Source organism: Shewanella sp. BC20 (assembly GCF_003129585.1).
GTDB classification, from domain to species: Bacteria; Pseudomonadota; Gammaproteobacteria; order Enterobacterales; family Shewanellaceae; genus Shewanella; species Shewanella seohaensis.
This window is the reverse complement of the sequence record NZ_NHRI01000001.1, coordinates 552,512-569,461: the sequence shown is the minus strand read 5'-3', so window position 1 is coordinate 569,461 and position 16,950 is coordinate 552,512. Positions and strand designations below refer to the sequence as shown.

General features: G+C 46.4%; 13 protein-coding genes. 5 read left to right on the top strand and 8 right to left on the bottom strand.

Features of this window, described 5'->3' with window-relative positions; genetic code table 11:
* Positions 1 to 73: 73 nt before the first annotated feature.
* The 3 genes from purK to dauA all read right to left on the bottom strand — a co-directional run bounded on the left by purK (position 74) and on the right by dauA (position 3,678).
* On the bottom strand, positions 74 to 1,171 hold the full coding sequence (purK, locus tag CBX96_RS02410) for a 5-(carboxyamino)imidazole ribonucleotide synthase (protein ID WP_109285568.1): 1,098 nt from the start codon (positions 1,169 to 1,171) through the stop codon (positions 74 to 76).
* Positions 1,171 to 1,662 (bottom strand): 5-(carboxyamino)imidazole ribonucleotide mutase, encoded by a 492-nt coding sequence (purE, locus tag CBX96_RS02405; RefSeq protein ID WP_109285567.1) that lies wholly within the window; start codon positions 1,660 to 1,662, stop codon positions 1,171 to 1,173. The genes purK and purE overlap by 1 nt, the downstream gene beginning before the upstream one ends.
* Before the next feature lie 243 nt (positions 1,663 to 1,905).
* Positions 1,906 to 3,678, bottom strand: coding sequence for a C4-dicarboxylic acid transporter DauA (gene dauA / locus CBX96_RS02400; RefSeq protein ID WP_181382123.1), 1,773 nt, complete (start codon positions 3,676 to 3,678; stop codon positions 1,906 to 1,908).
* Between the two features lie 225 nt (positions 3,679 to 3,903).
* On the opposite strand from dauA, the gene CBX96_RS02395 reads away from it, so the two are divergent.
* The 4 genes from CBX96_RS02395 (at position 3,904) to CBX96_RS02380 (ending at position 7,897) form a co-directional block, all read left to right on the top strand.
* Positions 3,904 to 5,778, top strand: coding sequence for a VWA domain-containing protein (locus tag CBX96_RS02395; protein WP_109285565.1), 1,875 nt, complete (start codon positions 3,904 to 3,906; stop codon positions 5,776 to 5,778).
* Positions 5,779 to 5,822: 44 nt separating this feature from the next.
* Complete coding sequence (locus CBX96_RS02390; RefSeq protein WP_109285564.1) at positions 5,823 to 6,425, top strand: sigma-70 family RNA polymerase sigma factor; 603 nt, start codon at positions 5,823 to 5,825, stop codon at positions 6,423 to 6,425.
* The gene (locus tag CBX96_RS02385) at positions 6,418 to 7,140 is read left to right on the top strand and encodes a hypothetical protein (RefSeq protein ID WP_109285563.1); all 723 of its coding nucleotides are present in this window, start codon (positions 6,418 to 6,420) and stop codon (positions 7,138 to 7,140) included. The genes CBX96_RS02390 and CBX96_RS02385 overlap by 8 nt, the downstream gene beginning before the upstream one ends.
* Before the next feature lie 220 nt (positions 7,141 to 7,360).
* Positions 7,361 to 7,897 (top strand): hemerythrin domain-containing protein, encoded by a 537-nt coding sequence (locus tag CBX96_RS02380; protein WP_109285562.1) that lies wholly within the window; start codon positions 7,361 to 7,363, stop codon positions 7,895 to 7,897.
* A gap of 67 nt (positions 7,898 to 7,964) precedes the next feature.
* Here the strand turns inward: CBX96_RS02380 and CBX96_RS02375 are convergent, their stop codons facing one another.
* The 5 genes from CBX96_RS02375 to CBX96_RS02355 all read right to left on the bottom strand — a co-directional run bounded on the left by CBX96_RS02375 (position 7,965) and on the right by CBX96_RS02355 (position 14,951).
* Positions 7,965 to 8,150, bottom strand: coding sequence for a DUF3545 family protein (locus tag CBX96_RS02375; RefSeq protein WP_007650190.1), 186 nt, complete (start codon positions 8,148 to 8,150; stop codon positions 7,965 to 7,967).
* A gap of 216 nt (positions 8,151 to 8,366) precedes the next feature.
* Positions 8,367 to 10,004 carry a glucose-6-phosphate isomerase gene (pgi, locus tag CBX96_RS02370; protein WP_109285561.1) on the bottom strand — a complete coding sequence of 546 codons (1,638 nt, stop codon included), beginning with the start codon at positions 10,002 to 10,004 and terminating at the stop codon, positions 8,367 to 8,369.
* A 20-nt stretch (positions 10,005 to 10,024) separates the two neighbouring features.
* Complete coding sequence (tal, locus tag CBX96_RS02365; protein WP_109285560.1) at positions 10,025 to 10,981, bottom strand: transaldolase; 957 nt, start codon at positions 10,979 to 10,981, stop codon at positions 10,025 to 10,027.
* Positions 10,982 to 11,229: 248 nt separating this feature from the next.
* Positions 11,230 to 12,342: an OmpA family protein gene (locus CBX96_RS02360; RefSeq protein ID WP_181382122.1), complete on the bottom strand. Its 1,113-nt coding sequence runs from the start codon at positions 12,340 to 12,342 to the stop codon at positions 11,230 to 11,232.
* Between the two features lie 239 nt (positions 12,343 to 12,581).
* On the bottom strand, positions 12,582 to 14,951 hold the full coding sequence (locus CBX96_RS02355; RefSeq protein WP_109285559.1) for a phosphoketolase family protein: 2,370 nt from the start codon (positions 14,949 to 14,951) through the stop codon (positions 12,582 to 12,584).
* Between the two features lie 433 nt (positions 14,952 to 15,384).
* Here CBX96_RS02355 and CBX96_RS02350 point away from each other — a divergent pair, with 433 nt between their 5' ends.
* The gene (locus tag CBX96_RS02350; RefSeq protein WP_109285558.1) at positions 15,385 to 16,851 is read left to right on the top strand and encodes a sodium:alanine symporter family protein; all 1,467 of its coding nucleotides are present in this window, start codon (positions 15,385 to 15,387) and stop codon (positions 16,849 to 16,851) included.
* Positions 16,852 to 16,950 lie beyond the last annotated feature (99 nt).

Sequence of the window (16,950 nt, the reverse complement as noted above, 5' to 3'; positions counted from 1 at the left end):
TATATAACGAAGATGGAGAAATCAACTGATAAGAGCACAAATATGTACTCTTATCAGTGATCTGTGCGCTCAATTAGGCTTTAGCAAACTCAGCTAAAATCCACGCGAGGGGCGCTTGATATTGGCTTGGCATCCAAGTTTGCAGTGCGCCAATGCTGTCTTTTAACACGGCTGTATTCGGCACAGAAAGGTTTAAATGCCCGACTTTACGGCCAGGACGAACCTCTTTGTTGTACCAGTAAAGTTCGGCATTGGGCAGGCTTAACCAGCGGGGATCGTTTTCGATACCAATCAGGTTGACCATCACACATTGAAAGTTCACCTGTGGCTGCGGAATCGTAATACCGCACAGGGCTCTTAAATGCAGTTGGAATTGATCCATATGGGTACCCGCCTGGGTCCAATGGCCTGAGTTGTGCACCCGCGGCGCTAACTCGTTAACCAGCAGCTTATCGCCCACTCGGAAACATTCCATCGCCATCACGCCGACATATTCCAGCTCATGCATAATGGCGCTCAGCATGCCTTCCGCTTGCGCTTGCAGGTGGTTCAGACGAGTCAGTGGCGAAATTGAGGCCATCAAAATACCATCTTGGTGCAGGTTGAGTGTTAATGGATAAAACACGCATTGACCTTCACGGGTACGTACGCCGACTAAGGAGACTTCTTCATCGAAGTTGATTGCTTGTTCGGCAATGGCCAAGTTACGCCAATCTTGGGGTATCTCTCCCGCTTCGGCTTGTTTTAGCCAATGTTGACCCTTACCGTCGTAACCACCTGTGCGGCGCTTCATTAGCACTCGAGGGCCAAAATCTTGGTACAGATTTTCGACGTCGGTTTTATCATCGACAAGTGTCCAAGGCGCCGTTGGGACTTGGATCTGGTCGAGTAAGCTTTTTTGGCTGTAACGATCGGCCAAGCGGCTAAATACCGGACCGTTAACAAAATGCGGATGGGTGCTGAGTTGTAAGCTTAAGGCGGATTCGGGCCACTGCTCGCGTTCGGCGGTGATGATATCCTGAGGCGCTAGCGGCAGGATTTCATCGGTTGGCATCATGATATCAACGGCGCGAACATCAATCGCCAGAGGTTCGCCCGCGTGAGTCAGCATGGCGCCAAGTTGGCCATTACCTAATACCCAAACCTTAGGTTTTGCGCTTGCTTGAGTCATTAGGCTTTCCTCGGATCGGGATTGTCCAGCACTGCGCGGGTTTGTTCTTCCCTAAAGGCTTCTAAACGTGCGGCAAGTTCGGCATCGTTATTGGCTAAGATTTGGCAGGCGAGTAGACCGGCGTTAAAGGCACCTGCGGTTCCGATGGCCAGAGTGCCTACGGCAATGCCTTTTGGCATCTGTACGATAGACAGTAAGCTATCCATACCCGACAGCGCTTTGCTTTGTACTGGTACACCTAATACGGGTAAGCGAGTTTTTGAGGCAATCATACCGGGTAAGTGAGCAGCTCCGCCCGCACCACCGATAATAATTTTAAAACCACGGTCAGCGGCTTCGGCTGCAAACTCCATCAGTTTATCTGGCGTTCTATGGGCAGATACGACTTCAACATGGTAAGGCACTTGCAGTTTATCCATGATCTCAGCGGCGGCTTCCATTGTGGGCCAATCACTCTTAGAACCCATAACAACAGCAACAAGGGCTTGCATGATAACTCCTTAACTCACTAATTTTAATTATATTTTGACCTTGTATCAGGTCTGGGTACAGTCGATGTCCGCAACCCCTATCAGAGCCGGGAGCATCATGGCGCAGAATAATAGCATGTAAAGCCTGATTTCTGACGTTTTTTGCGCGTAAAAATAGCGCTTTTAGCGTGGATAAAGTGTTCGCCGAATGGGCTTAAATCCCCTGAGACCGTTAAAGGTTTCAGGGGACAGGTATAAGAAGGGTTAACTTGAGGCTTTATAAGTGGCAGTCGTACTTGATTCGACAATCTGTTCATGCACAGGCGCTTCAGCCAAGGCTTCACGCAGGGTTGGATAAAACTTCAGTACGCCTTCAATCGGTTGCACTTTAGCTCTCGCTAGGGTGCGAATAGGCTGGAACTGCAAATCGGCAATGATCAGCTTAGTGTGGTTAAGTTTACATTTATCGATAAGTTTATTGAGCGCCGACAAACCGCCCGCATCGAGGATGGATACCCCATCTAAGTAAAGGACGATGACTTGTTTGTCTTGGGTGAGGCTCGCTATCTCGGCAAAAATTCGATCTGCGGCGGCAAAAAACAATGGGCCGTTAATTTTTATCACCGCCCAGTCAGCGGGTAGGGGGTGATCCACATAGCGCTTATTACTGCTGATATCATAGAGTTTGGTCATCTCTGCTATTTCTTTCATAAATAGCAGGGCGGCTAAGATAATCCCCACGCTGATGGCGATCACCATGTCGAAAATGACTGTGAGTGAAAAACAGGTTAAAAACACCAAAATATCGCTGGTGGGCGCCGTTTTCAGTAAATGCACCGCTTTGGGGGCTTCACTCATATTCCAAGCCACTACCAGTAGTAATGCTGCCATGGCCGACATGGGTAAATAGGCTAATACTCCCGCGAGCGCGACTAACCCAACCAAGACCACTATGGCGTGGGTCATCGATGCTATCGGACTCTGGGCACCCGCCTTAACGTTTGCCGCGCTGCGGGCGATGGCCGCCGTTGCTGGGATACCGCCAAAAAATGGGGTAATAATATTACCTATGCCTTGGCCGAGAAGCTCGCTGTTTGCGCTGTGGCGTTTGCCTGTCATGCCATCAAGCACTACTGCACACAGCAGCGATTCAATCGCACCTAACATGGCTATCGCGAAGGCGGCGGGGAGTAATGCTTGAAAGGTGGCCAGATTAAATTCAAAGACTTGACCGTTGGCGCCAGCCTGCAACCAAGGCCATTCAAAGTGGGGGAGGACAGCAGGAATACCCGTGCCGATACTGCCGTCGCTTAATTGATAATGAAAGCGTGTCCCTATGGTTTCAATCTCTGCGCCCATGGCATTTAACACTAGAGCGAGAATACTACCTAGGGCGATTGCGGGCAGATGGGCTGGTACAGGGATCTTCAATTTAGGCCAGAGTAGCATAGTGGCTAAGGTGGCACTGGCGACGAATAAGCTTGGCAAGTGAAGGCTGGGTAATGCCTGACCTAAGGCCATGAGTTTGGCAAAATACTGCTCTGGCATGTGTTCTATATGCAGGCCAAAAAAGTCTTTTAGCTGCAAGGTTGCAATCACCACCCCGATCCCCGCGGTAAAGCCTAAGGTGACGGATTCTGGAATGTAGAGGATCAATCTGCCGAGCCTTAAGATTGCCATGGCAACTAACATCATGCCTGACATGACTGTGGCAATGAGCAGCCCCGCCAAACCAAATTGCTGGGCGATCGGATAGAGTAACACCACGAAGGCGGCCGTTGGCCCTGACACGCTATAACGGGAGCCGCCCGTCATCGCAATGATAAAACCTCCGACAATGGCGGTGTATAGGCCATATTGTGGTGCGACGCCGCTGGCAATCGCCAGTGCCATTGCGAGCGGAATGGCAATAATCCCGACGGTCAGTCCCGCCAGCAGATCTTGTCCAAAACGCTTAACCGAATACTTATCTTTTACGCACGCCTCACTAAGGGCGTGGGCAATTCTTAATGAAAACAAATGAGCAGAGTGTGACACGTGTGGGTCCATAAACGCGGCTTGTTACAAGGCTCTATTTTAGAGTCCAGAAAAATGTCCTTGTGTGATCATAGTTGCAAAAGGCGGTTAAATGTCTTTGTTTTTAATAAATACTGTGCTTGGTAAAGTGAATGTGACAATTTTGCTCGCTAAATAACCCTTTTGTGCCGGGCCTGCGTTTATAGGGATATCAACCATTGAGAACACTTTGATTAGGCCACTATCATGAGATATCCATCTTCAGTCTTTCGCTACAAAACGCATTTAAGCTTTGTTGTTTCGGGATTAACACTCGCCGTATTACTTGGTTTGAGTGGTTGCAGTGATAAAGCCTCTGAACAAAAGCGTGCTGAATTAGCCGCTCAAGCAAAACTCGCCGCCGAGCAACAGGCAGAGCTTGATGAAAAGGCTGAGCTTGAGGAAAGAGCCGAGCGTCAGGCCAATATGCAGCGGGATGCCGCTATCGCCATGCATGAGCAAGTCTCGTCAGCAAAACTGCGGACAATGAGTGCTGAACATCGAGCCTATATCGCTCAACCTGCGGCCAGTATCAGTGCGGCACCAGCGTTAAACCGCGATTGGCCGGGGGCTGTTTCACCCGTTCGTAATCGCTTCGAGAAGCAAGTGCAAAACGGCATCATGGTTGCGGGGGAAATTCCGGTCTCCACTTTTGCTATCGATGTCGATACTGGTAGTTACACGACCTTAAGACGAATGTTAAAGGAAGGGCGATTACCACAGAAGGACACGCTGCGGGTTGAGGAAATGCTCAATTATTTTTCCTATGACTATCCACTGCCTGGGAAAAATGAGGCGCCTTTTAGTGTTACGACCGAGCTTGCGCCATCGCCCTATAGCGATGACATGATGTTACTTCGCATCGGTTTGAAGGGATATGAGCAGAGTAAAGCTGAACTGGGCGCCAGTAACTTAGTGTTTCTGCTGGATGTGTCTGGGTCGATGGCATCGCCCGATAAGTTACCTCTGCTGCAAACTGCCTTGAAAATGCTGACTCAGCAACTGGATGCTCAGGATAAGGTTTCGATTGTCGTCTATGCTGGTGCCGCTGGCGTGGTGTTAGATGGCGCAGCAGGTAACGATACCCAAACCCTTAACTATGCGTTAGAGCAGCTCAGTGCGGGTGGTTCAACCAATGGGGCGCAGGGGATTCAGCTTGCCTATCAATTAGCGCAGAAACACTTTGTTGAAGGCGGCATCAATCGAGTCATTCTCGCGACCGATGGTGATTTTAATGTCGGCACGACCAACCTTGATGAGTTAATCGATTTAGTTAGCTCGCAGAAACAACAGGGCATAGGGCTAACAACACTCGGTTTTGGCATGGGCGACTACAATGACCAGCTGATGGAGCAATTAGCCGATAAGGGCAATGGGCAATATGCCTATATTGATTCTATCAATGAGGCGAGAAAAGTGCTGGTGGAACAGTTAAGTGCAACCTTACTCACTATAGCTAAAGAGGTGAAAGTGCAGGTTGAGTTTAATCCTGCTCTTGTGGCCGAGTATCGTTTGATTGGCTATGAGAACCGCGCCCTCGCGCGGGAGGATTTTAATAACGATAAGGTGGATGCGGGCGAAATTGGCGCTGGGCATACAGTCACGGCGCTTTACGAGTTACGTTATGTGGATGCGGGCAATTTGGCCAATGATAAACTTCGCTATGGCTATAATCCCAAAACGGGTAATGAAAAATATAGCCGCGACGAAATCGCCTATCTTAAATTACGTTATCAGCTACCGGATGAGGCTCAAAGCCAGTTACTGAGTTATCCGATTCGAGCAGACCAAAGGGTAAAATCATTAGCGCAGGCGAGTGATGATTTTCGTTTTGCCGCTGCGGTGGCAGGATTAGGACAGTTGCTGAATCAAAGCCACTATTTGCATCAATTTGATTATAATAAGCTTAGTGCGCTCACACGTTCTGCGCTGGGGGAAGATACCAGCGGCTATCGACATGAATTTATGCAACTTGTCGATACAGCTGCTGCACTCGCACAAACACAGCGAGCGCCAATCAAAAAATCCTTTGATGCCGGAGATAAACCTTTCCCGCCCGAGGATAAACCGCATCAGCAATGAGTTAAATTATTATGTTTCAGTTAGTTAACCATTAGGGAGCTGCCATGGCCCTGGCGATACCGCAAATGCATGCCCATGAGCATACCGATGAACAGTTAATGCTGCGCTATGCCAAGGGCGATGGCAAAGCGTTTGAGCAGCTTTATCTTAAACACAAAGGCGCTTTGTACCGTTACTTTGTACGCCAACTCGGTGACAAACAGTTAGCCGAAGATTTATATCAAGAAACCTGGGGACGGGTGATCCGTGCCGCCGCAAACTATGAGCCGAGCGCTAAGTTTAATACTTGGCTCTATCGGATTGCCCATAATCTGTTGATTGACCATGTCAGGGCGGTTAAGCCCGTCGACTTAGTCAGCCATGATAACGAGGAAGGGCTAGATACTTTTGTGGGGGCGGAGCATGAGCAGCCCGATGTGCATTGGCAGGAAACGCAAAAGAGCCTGTTGCTGAAAACCTGTATTGCCCTGTTACCCCAAGTGCAGAAAGAAGCCTTTATTCTCAATATCGAAATGGGCTTTACAGCCGCTGTGATAAGCGATATTGCTGGGGTGACACTCGAGGCGACCAAGAGCCGCATTCGCTATGCATATCAAAGCTTAAAAGATTGTGTCAATGCTAAATGGCAGGAGGTTGGCCATGAGTAATTCCACTCTGTCATCGGAAGAAGAGGCACTACGTCAGGAAGTCTCGGCTTGGTATCACAAACAAGCACTGGAAATGCCGCCAGAGAGGCTCGACCAAGATATATTGCGCCTATCACAGGCCCATTTGGCTGACATCAACGTTAACCAGCTCAAGCCCTCTGTCACGCCTGTGTGGCGCCGTTTTCCATGGGCGTTATCGAGCGCTGCCTCCTTAGTGCTCGTCGTCGGTTTAGTGATCCTCAACCGAGGCCATTTTGAGGAAGAGTTAGTCGCGCCAGCCGCTTTGACTATGAGTGCGCCTATGCCCGCTCAGGCTGAGCTAGATAATGCTGCACAACAAGCAGAGATGGCGCATCAAGCTAGAGAAGAAGCCGCCACACAAAATAGGCAAAGGGAAGCGATGAGGGCACAGGCTAAGATGTCTGCGCAGGAAAATCAGCAACTAGAGTCTCGAGCTGCACCACAAATTGCACGGGCACTACCGCAGCAAGATGCACCTGTAATGGCTCGGGAAGAAGTTCTGATGGAGTCTTTAACACGCTTACAAGCCTTAATAGAAGCCAAACAAACGCAGGAGGCATCTGCCTTAGCGCAAACGCTGCTGAAGCAATACCCTGAATTGGCAAAAGCCGAGGGAGAAGCAACCGCAGATGATACGCAAGCGATTGCGAAGTTTAAGGCATTGCAACACCAGTTGAATCAACTAACAAAATGACATAAATAAACAGTGAGTTAGCTTTGCTTTAGTTAACTCACTGTCCACTCTTTATTAGGCATTTAGGGTTAATCTGCCGATCAATTCACGCATTTTTACAGACTCTCATGTTAATTACTTGATCGTGGTCATAAAGTGAACACGAATTCGCCTGTTATATTGGAGATCGATAAACGACTTGACTAGTATCAATAGTCAGAGTCCCAGTTCAGGAGGCGATATGCTTAAAAGACTCATGCATGATCATAAACATATAGCAGTGTTGTTGAATGTCTTGAAAAACAAACAGATGAAATTAGCTGAAGGTGAAGCCATTAATTTTATCGTGGTTCGGGACATAGTTGAGTATATGCAAGGATATGCTGAGCGCAGTCATCATCCTGTGGAAGACATTATCTATGCTTACTATTTGGCGCATAAGGCGAACGATGAAATTGATAAGCTGAGTGACGAGCACCAAGTGGTGACGGCGGCATCCTCGGCGTTAATGAATACCTTAAATCTCATTTTGAGTGATATTGTGGTCGCGAGGGATAAGTTAGTCGCTGATTTTGCAGAATATGTGGAGCTGCAAGAAAAGCATATGCAAATGGAGGAGCGAGAAATCTTCCCATTACTAGCTAAAACCTTAACCGATAAGGATTGGCAGGTGATTGAGCAACAGTGCCAAGCGTCTTTAATCGATGATCCGTTATTCCTCGACCGCGAGCAACAGGCCTTTGATGAGCTGCGCTCTTACCTTAGAACTGCCGAATAGCGGAATATAAAAACAGAAAAAGCGCCATTGGCGCTTTTTCTTTATATGCTGTTTATCAAACAATGGGTTACAACTGGATAGCGTCTATATCGTAATCAAAGTTGTTATCAATCTCTTGAAGTTCCTTGAGTAAACGATGTTTGTCCTTTAACGCTTCAATTTCTCGCCACTTACGCTTTTTATTGGAGCCTCGCGAGCGATCGGGTCTTTCTACGACTTCATCTAGCGCACAACCATAATCTAAACGATCCATGGTAACCTCCTGTTGTTGTATGTTTTGTCAGCGATTAAATAACATATTTTCAAAACAGGGTGCAAGAATTATGTTTCATTTGTGTTAAATTGAAATGAAGTTTGAATGATATGTCATTGATTTTGACGAATGAAGTAGATGAGCTTGTTGACGAATATCTTAAGATTATTAAAAAGATACAATAAAAAAGCCAGCGATTGCTGGCTTTTTGTTCGATCAGATTTTACCGTGTCGATACAGGTTAATTAACCCATTGCTCGAGGCATCTAAGGCGGTGGCATCTTGCTCTGCGCCGATACGGGCGAGGACGTCATTACCTAAGCTTTTACCGAGTTCAACACCCCATTGGTCGAAGGAGTTGATGTCCCAAATAGCGCCTTGGACAAAGGTTCTGTGCTCATAGAGCGCAATCAGTGCACCTAAGGTTTCAGGAGTCAGCTTATCCATTAACAGAGTATTGCTTGGCTTATTGCCAGGCATGACTTTATGTTTGGCGATAAGTAACTTCTCTTCATCACTTAAGTTGCTCTTGCTCAATTCGGCCAGCGCTTCATCTAAGGTGCGGCCTTGCATGAGCGCCTGAGTCTGTCCGAAGCAGTTAGAAGCTAACTGATCATGGTGTTCACCAATAGGATTATGGCTTTGCAGCGGCATAATAAAATCGGCCGGAATTAATGCGGTACCTTGATGCAGCAGCTGGTGGTAAGCATGTTGGCCATTTGTACCTTCGCCGCCCCAAATCACCGGACCCGTGCTGTAATCCACATGGGTACCATTAAGGGTAACTGACTTACCGTTACTTTCCATATCCAGTTGTTGGAAATAAGCGGGAAGTCCACGTAGGTAATGATCGTAGGTCAATACCACATGACTTTGAGCATTAAAGAAATTGCCATACCACAGAGATAGTAATCCCATGATCACTGGCATGTTTTCCGCTAGAGGCGCATTGGCAAAATGGGTATCCATTTGGTGCGCGCCCTTTAATAGGGAGCGGAAGTTATCCATGCCGATGAGTAAAGCGATGGGTAAACCAATGGCTGACCAAAGTGAATAACGACCACCAACCCAGCCCCACATTGGGAAAATATTGCCAGCATCGATACCAAAATCGGTCGCTTTTGCCACGTTAGAGGTCACGGCAACAAAGTGTTTCGCCACATCTGACTGTGAACCACCTTTGGCTAAGAACCACGCCTTCGCCGTTAGGGTATTGGTCAGCGTCTCTTGTGTACCAAAAGACTTAGAGGACATGATAAACAGAGTGGTTTCTGGATCGAGCAGCTTAAGTTTTTCACTGATCGAGGTGCCATCGACGTTGGCAACGAAATGGCAGTTGAGACCTGTAATCCAGTAAGGGCGTAATGCTTGGGAAACAATTTTAGGGCCAAGGAACGAACCACCGATACCGATACTGACGATATCGGTAATGGCTTTGCCAGTGAAACCTTTCCATTGTCCTGAGGTGACTGAAGTAACAAACTGCTGCATTTTGTGCAGCGTTTGCTGTACTTCAGGGACGATATCTTGACCTTCGGCAACAATGGATTGCTCGGCGGTGCTGCGCAGTGCGGTATGTAATACGGCACGTTTTTCGGTGGTGTTAATAATATCACCGGCAAACATCGCCTTGATTTTAGCGTCAAGCTTTGCCTCTTGCGCCAGCGTCAGCAGCAAGTTGAGTGTTTCAGGTGTCGCTCTATTTTTTGAATAATCTAAAAATAAGCCACAGGTAGAAAGCGACATGTTACTAAAGCGTGCCGGATCGCCTGCAAAGAGTTCCCGCATATGCGGGATCTGATGGCTATGCGCTGCTAACGCTTGCCAAGTTGTGCTTTGGGTCAAGATAGTCATCGAATCGTCTCCGAAGATACTTAGTTTGCCAGTTTTGCCTTGAGCATGACTTCGAGTTTGCCTTGGTCGATGGCGAAGTTACGGATACCTTCTGCTAACTTGTCGACAGCCATAGGATCTTGGTTGAAGTCCCAGCGGAATTGCGCTTCGGTTAAAGGTTCGTCGGCTGCAACTGTGGTGCTGGCAGGAATGAGTTTAGGTTGAATAGCGACTTGAGAGTTTGCCAGCTCTTCGAGTAATGAAGGGCCAATAGTCAGGCGGTCACAACCCGCTAATTCGATGATTTCACCGATATTACGGAAACTTGCACCCATGACTACCGTGTTATAGCCATGCTGTTTGTAGTAGTTGTAAATTTCAGTCACAGAAACAACACCTGGGTCATTTACTGCGTCATAGTCTTTACCTGTGTCTTTTTTGTACCAGTCGAGGATGCGACCAACGAATGGAGAAATTAAGTACACGCCCGCTTCTGCACAGGCACGTGCTTGAGCAAAGCTAAATAGTAGGGTTAAGTTACAGTTAATGCCTTCTTGCTCTAACTCTTTGGCGGCACAAATGCCTTCCCAAGTTGAGGCTAATTTGATCAGAATGCGAGATTTATCCACGCCCGCTTCTTTGTAGAGACGTACTAGCTTATGCGCTTTGGCAATGGATTTTTCTTTATCGAAGGATAAGCGGGCATCCACTTCGGTTGAAATACGGCCTGGGACCAGTTTTAGAATCTCGACACCAATGTTCACTGCAAGTTTATCGCTGGCATCATCAATCTGTTGCTCAATATCAGCACTTTGTAATTTAGCCCATGCGATAGCATTGTCGATTAGAGCGCTATACTCGGGAATTTGAGCCGCTTTTAGAATGAGTGATGGGTTGGTCGTTGCGTCTTCTGGCTGATAGCGTTTGATCGCTTCAATATCGCCAGTATCGGCCACAATCGTAGTGTATGACTTGAGTTGCTCTAATGTATTTGCCATGAAAAACATCCTTCTCAGATAGCGGTCTAAACTCAGAAATGAACTGATGACTATTAGAAGCGATTTTGCCAACTTTTCCAACCATCAATGTAAAAAAATTACAAAAATGGTAAAACTATATCGAATTTAGGCGAAAAGCTGTGATTGCATTACAACAGTGAGCTAAGCGTCATCAGATTGCATAGTGTAGATGTTATAAAAACAAAAAGTCGCTGCAAGCAGCGACTTTTTTATTCTTAAGAGTGCAATTACTTCAGAACAGGTTGTTTTTCAGTAGTTGTCACGATAGCTTCGATGCGACGGTTAGCTGCATGAGCTTCTTTAGTGTCACCAGCGACTAATGGCTTAGTGATACCGTAACCGTTAGAAGTTACACGGCTTTGGCTGATGCCATATTTTTCAACAAGGATCTTAGCAACAGCGTCAGCACGCTTGTCAGACAGAACCATGTTGTATTCTGGCTTACCTACGTTAGAAGCGTGGCCAGCAATTTCAACTGTGAACTCTGGGTTTTTGTTCATGTAGTTAGCCAGTCTTTCGATGTCTTTGTAGTACTCTTTCTTCACTACAGCAGAATCGTTAGCAAACTGGATAGAACCTACATCTTCTTGCTTCTTAACGTTTTCATAGATAGTACAGCCAACAGAGTCAACTTTGTGAGTTGCTGGAGTTGCTGGGCACTGATCTTTATCGTCGTAAACGCCATCGTTGTCAGAGTCAACTGGTGTTGCAGCAACAACGGCTGCAGCTACTGGCGCTGCCGCAGCAGCACTACCAAAACGGTAGCTTAATTCTAAGCCCCAGTAGTTGCTGTCAGCTTCAATAGTGTTGAAGTCTGTTTCATCTAAGTTTTCATAGCGACGGTATTTAGCTTGTAACTTCAGGTTATCTGTGAAGTTATAACCTACTCCTGCGCCGAAATAAGGGGCAAAATCGCTAGAGCTGTACGAACCATGAGCTGTACTAGAACGTTGGTCATTTTCCAGAGTATAGTACATTGCGCCAGCTTCAGCAGATAGGCTCCAACGGTTACCTAGTGGCCATACACCAACTAAGCCAAGTGTTGCACCTCTAACGTCAGCATCGTTGTGAATGTTTGCAGCAGTCCAGTCTGCACTACCTAGATCACGATAGCCGATTTCTGCACCAAAGTAGTCATTAAACATATAGCCTGCGAAGATGTCCCATGCGTATGGGTTATCATCGCCGTTATCAGTTGCAATGTGTTCGTAGTTATTAACGCCTAAACCTGCACCAATATACCAAGGGGTTAGCTCTTGAGATGCACTGGCAGCAAGTGGAAGCATTGATGTAAGCAAAACTACTTTTAATGTATTCTTCATCATTTTCTCTAAGTCCATTGTTTATGATTCTCCACCAATATGCTTTGCAGGTTTTATGCAAAACATTGCTAGCACTTAGTGTGGGGATCCTTTGGTATTGTAGCCAGCGATTAATTATCACTTCATTTGTTAAATTTTTCCAGTGCTTAGTCTGAAGTTTTTTTAGGGTTAGTGTGCTGTAAATTTATTTTCATGTTAAAAAGGCATCCCGAAGGATGCCTTTTAATTGTATTTAATTTGTTAATTAAAATTTGAGATTAACGGGTCCAAACCCAATTTTCAATTTCGATAGGGTCTACACCGTTTGCCTTAATATAGTTGCGATGATCAACGAGTCGTTGCAGCATATCGGTTGTGATTGAAACGTGCTTGGTTTCATCGATGACGCCTTGTTGGAATAGTTTGTAAGCCATATCAATAACAAGGTGATAGCGAGAAGTGCCATTACGAACACCCATATCAAATGGTGTTGTAGTCGAACCTTCTTCTTCATAACCTTTAATTCTGAAACGGCGGCTTCCTTTGTAGTCAAAAATTAACTTTTTGATAGTATTTGGATAACCGTGATAGTTAAATACAACCCCTTTATCTTGGGTAAATATTTCATCCATCATCCAAGGTTTTTCTTTAAACTTACGGCTACCTAAACCATCACTGCTTAATTCGGTCACGCTGACAAAACGAATTCTGACTCTAGGCAAGAGTTCACGAATAATCACAAGTGAAGCCATACATTCTTGAGTAACATAATCACCACAGCCGGCAAGAACGATATCTGGATTTTCATCGGAAGCAAAATCCCACACCATCACACCGTCTTTGGCTTGCTTACGTGCTTCTTCCAAACTCAACCATTGTGGCAGTTCTTTTTTACCTGCCACTAGGATGTTCAGTTTGTCACGATCTGCAAAAGCGCGTTCGGTATAAACTAAGGTGCTGTTTGCATCCGCAGGTAAATAAGCCGAAATGATCTTTGGATGTTTTTCTAGCATCGCACCCAAGAATGATGGATTTTGATGCGAGTAACCGTTGTGATCTTGACGCTCTAATAATGAAGAGAGTACGACGTTGCACGCGGGTAAGGGTTTACGGAAATGCACCCCTTGGCTGGCGTAAACGTACTTACAGTATTGGTCGGCCATGGAAGACACAACCTGTGAGAAAGACTCATAAGTTGGGAACATGCCGTGACGACCTGTCACAGTGTAGCCATGTAGCATACCAAACAGTAAGTTCTCAGAGAGTAACTCGAGTACGCGGCCATCACGAGTCATATCCTCGTCCCAACTTTCAATTGGCCATTGCCATGCGCGGTCGGTTTCTTCAAATACCGCTTGCAGTTGGTTTGAATAGGTTTCGTCTGGGCTAAAGATGCGTAAGTTACGTTGATCACGGTTTAGTTTGAATGCGTCACGCATCCATTGTCCCATTTTCAACATGGAGTAACCGCGGTGTCCACGTGGAACTTCTGGGCCGTAGCTGAGCTTTTCTAGATCTGGATTTGATAGGGCTCTGACGACTTCACCACCATAAGTAAGATGTTGACGACCACAGGCTAAATGTTTTGGTGGGATCAGAGAGCTAATATCCGCATCAAAAATCAGTTCACCCTGGGTATTGATTTGGTAAAGCTCCTGGAACTGATAGCTGGCAAGCCAGTTATCCAGTGCGCTAAGGTGACCTTTATCCGTCGCGCATTTATTGACGATAACTTGGTGCGATTCGCAGTTACCTTCTAATTTTGTACCATTATATTCGCTTACACCTGTCCAACCTTTAGCGGTGCGCATTAAAATCACTGGCCAGCGAGGTTTGACAACATCTTCACCTTTACGAGCACGGGTTTGGATATCGTTGATCATGCTGTAAGCTGTATCCATCGCGGCTGTCATTTGAACGTAGATATCTTCTTCCGCTTCACTGTCGACAATAATAGGGTGGTAACCCAGACCACGGAATTCAAGATCTAGCTCTTCATGGCTCATACGTCCCATACGGGTTGGGCCCGAAATTTTATAGCCGTTGATATGCACGATTGGTAACACTGCACCGTTGGTTGCGGGGGAGACTAAACGGTTCGCATACCAAGAGGCTGCCAGAGGGCCGGTTTCAGATTCACCGTCACCGACTAATACTGTTGCGATAAGATCAGGATTGTCTAATACGGCGCCCCAACCGACAGCTAACGAGTAACCTAATTCGCCCCCTTCAAGGATTTGACCGGGTGCTTCAGGGTTTGCGTGTGATGGATAACCATAGGCTGCAGAAAACTTCTTACAGATATCTTCGATACCGGTTTCATTATAAGGAATGGTTTCTGGATAGAAGTGGCTGAGTGAGCCTTCAATGAATAAGTTAGCTTGTACTGCGGGGAAACCATGGCCTGGGCCGACGAGGTAAATGAAAGGACGATTATGTTTTACAATGAGTCGGTTGACGTTGGCATAAACAAAGTTGATACCTGGACAGGTTCCCCAGTGACCGAGCAAACGAGGCTTAATGTCTGAATGCGCAAGGGGTCGTTTGTGTAATACGTTTTGTTTTAAATAAATCTGAGACGTAGCGAGGAAGTTTGTGGCTCTTACATACTTTTTAAGAGCATTAATCTCATGTGTAGTAGTCGTCATATTAAGCCTCATTGGAGCAGACGGAAGTGAATTGTGTTTTCTTGTAGTTACTATATTTGTAATTTTCTTACAAAAATGTGTTCTACATCCAAATTTTAAAACTTGTGTCTGTGGTTAACGCATGTGGCTTAAGTTTGTATTTTTGTTAATTTAATATTAACAGTGACTTATCTGAGCTTTGTCTGTGTGAGTTCACTGCTGTTTTAGTGGGCAAACGTAGGCTTGATCACATGAGTAATTTCGAATACTGTGCTATTTTGCTGCGTTGAATTCGGTAGCCGTGATGTTGTAAATTCACGGAAGGATAATTTGAAAGAATAAATCTACCGATATTCTTACCTTTATTTGGAAGGATTCATTCACCACAAATGTTGCACCTCTCCCTTAATTATAGGTAGAGGAGGGCATTTGCTACGGGAAGAAGTAAAATAATATGCTAGAAACCATTGTAAACTTTTTGAACGCACTGCTCTGGGGCAAATTGCTCGTATACGGACTGGTGGGTGCGGGCCTTTATTTCACCTTACGACTTGTTTTTATTCAAATTACGCATTTCAAACATTCTCTTAAAGTGATGACCATGAGCCGCCAAGGTTGCGAGAGTGGTCTGTCTTCATTCCAAGTCTTTTGTACCAGTATGGCGGCCCGTGTGGGGGCTGGAAACATGGCTGGGGTGGCTGTGGCTATCGGCGCAGCTGGACCTGGCGCTGTATTCTGGATGTGGCTTATTGCCATGCTAGGTATGGCGACGGCTATGGTGGAGTCGACTCTTGCGCAAGTATATAAGGTGCGTGACACCAACGGTCAATTCCGCGGCGGCCCTTCCTATTATATGGAGAAAGGGCTTGGTCAGAGATGGATGGGAGTGTTGTTTGCTTTCTTCTTGATCATTGCCTTTGGTCTGGTGTTTAACGCGGTGCAAGCGAATACCATTACGGGGGCAATGGAGCGGGTGTTTGGCTTCAATCCAACCTATGTGGGTATTGGGTTAGTGATTGCCAGTGGCTTTGTGATTGTCGGTGGATTACGTAAAGTTGCACGAGTTTCTGAGTTTATCGTGCCTATCATGGCGCTGGCTTATATTCTGATCGCTTTCATTATTGTGCTTTTCAACTTAGAACAATTACCTGCTGTAATAAGCCTGATCGTAAAGAGTGCTTTCGGTTGGCAAGAGGCTGCTGCGGGCGGTGTTGCTTATACTGTCGCACAAGCCATGCAAGCGGGGATTGCCCGTGGTCTGTTCTCAAACGAGGCGGGGATGGGGAGCGCAGCAAACGTCGCGGCCAGTGCGTCACCGAATCCTAACCATCCAGCATCCCAAGGTTTTGTGCAGATGATGGGAGTGTTTGTCGATACCATAGTTATCTGTACTGCAACTGCGGCAATTATTTTACTTTCAGGCGATATCGGTTCTAGTGAAGACGGCATTCGTCTCACCATTAATGCGATGTCAAACCACGTTGGAGACTGGGGCGGCGCCTTTATCGCGATAGCCATTTTCCTATTCTGCTTTACCTCTATCATTGCTAACTATTCCTATGCGGAAACCAATGTGATGTTCTTGACGGGCAACAGCACTAAGGCGTTACCGCTATTCCGTCTGTGCGTATTGGGCATGGTGATGTTTGGCGCTGTGGCTAAAATCAGCTTAGTGTGGAACTTAGCGGACGTGTCTATGGGGCTGATGGCCACGGTCAATATCATTGCATTGCTGCTGTTATCGGGCCTCGCGATTCGGGTTATTAATGATTACTGTGAACAATTGAAGAGTGGCAAAATGCCTGAGTTCGATCGCAGTAAGTTCCCTGAGTTAATGGAACAACTCGATGATGGTATTTGGCAGGATAATAGTGCCAACGAGCAGGCGAAAACGCGTACAGAATCTGCGCTGAGTCGCTAAACTCAAGTTCACTGATTAACGCTATCGGAAAAACCACGTCATCCGTACGTGGTTTTTTTATACCTGTTCAGTATCATAGTGGCGTATTTTATTTGTTGG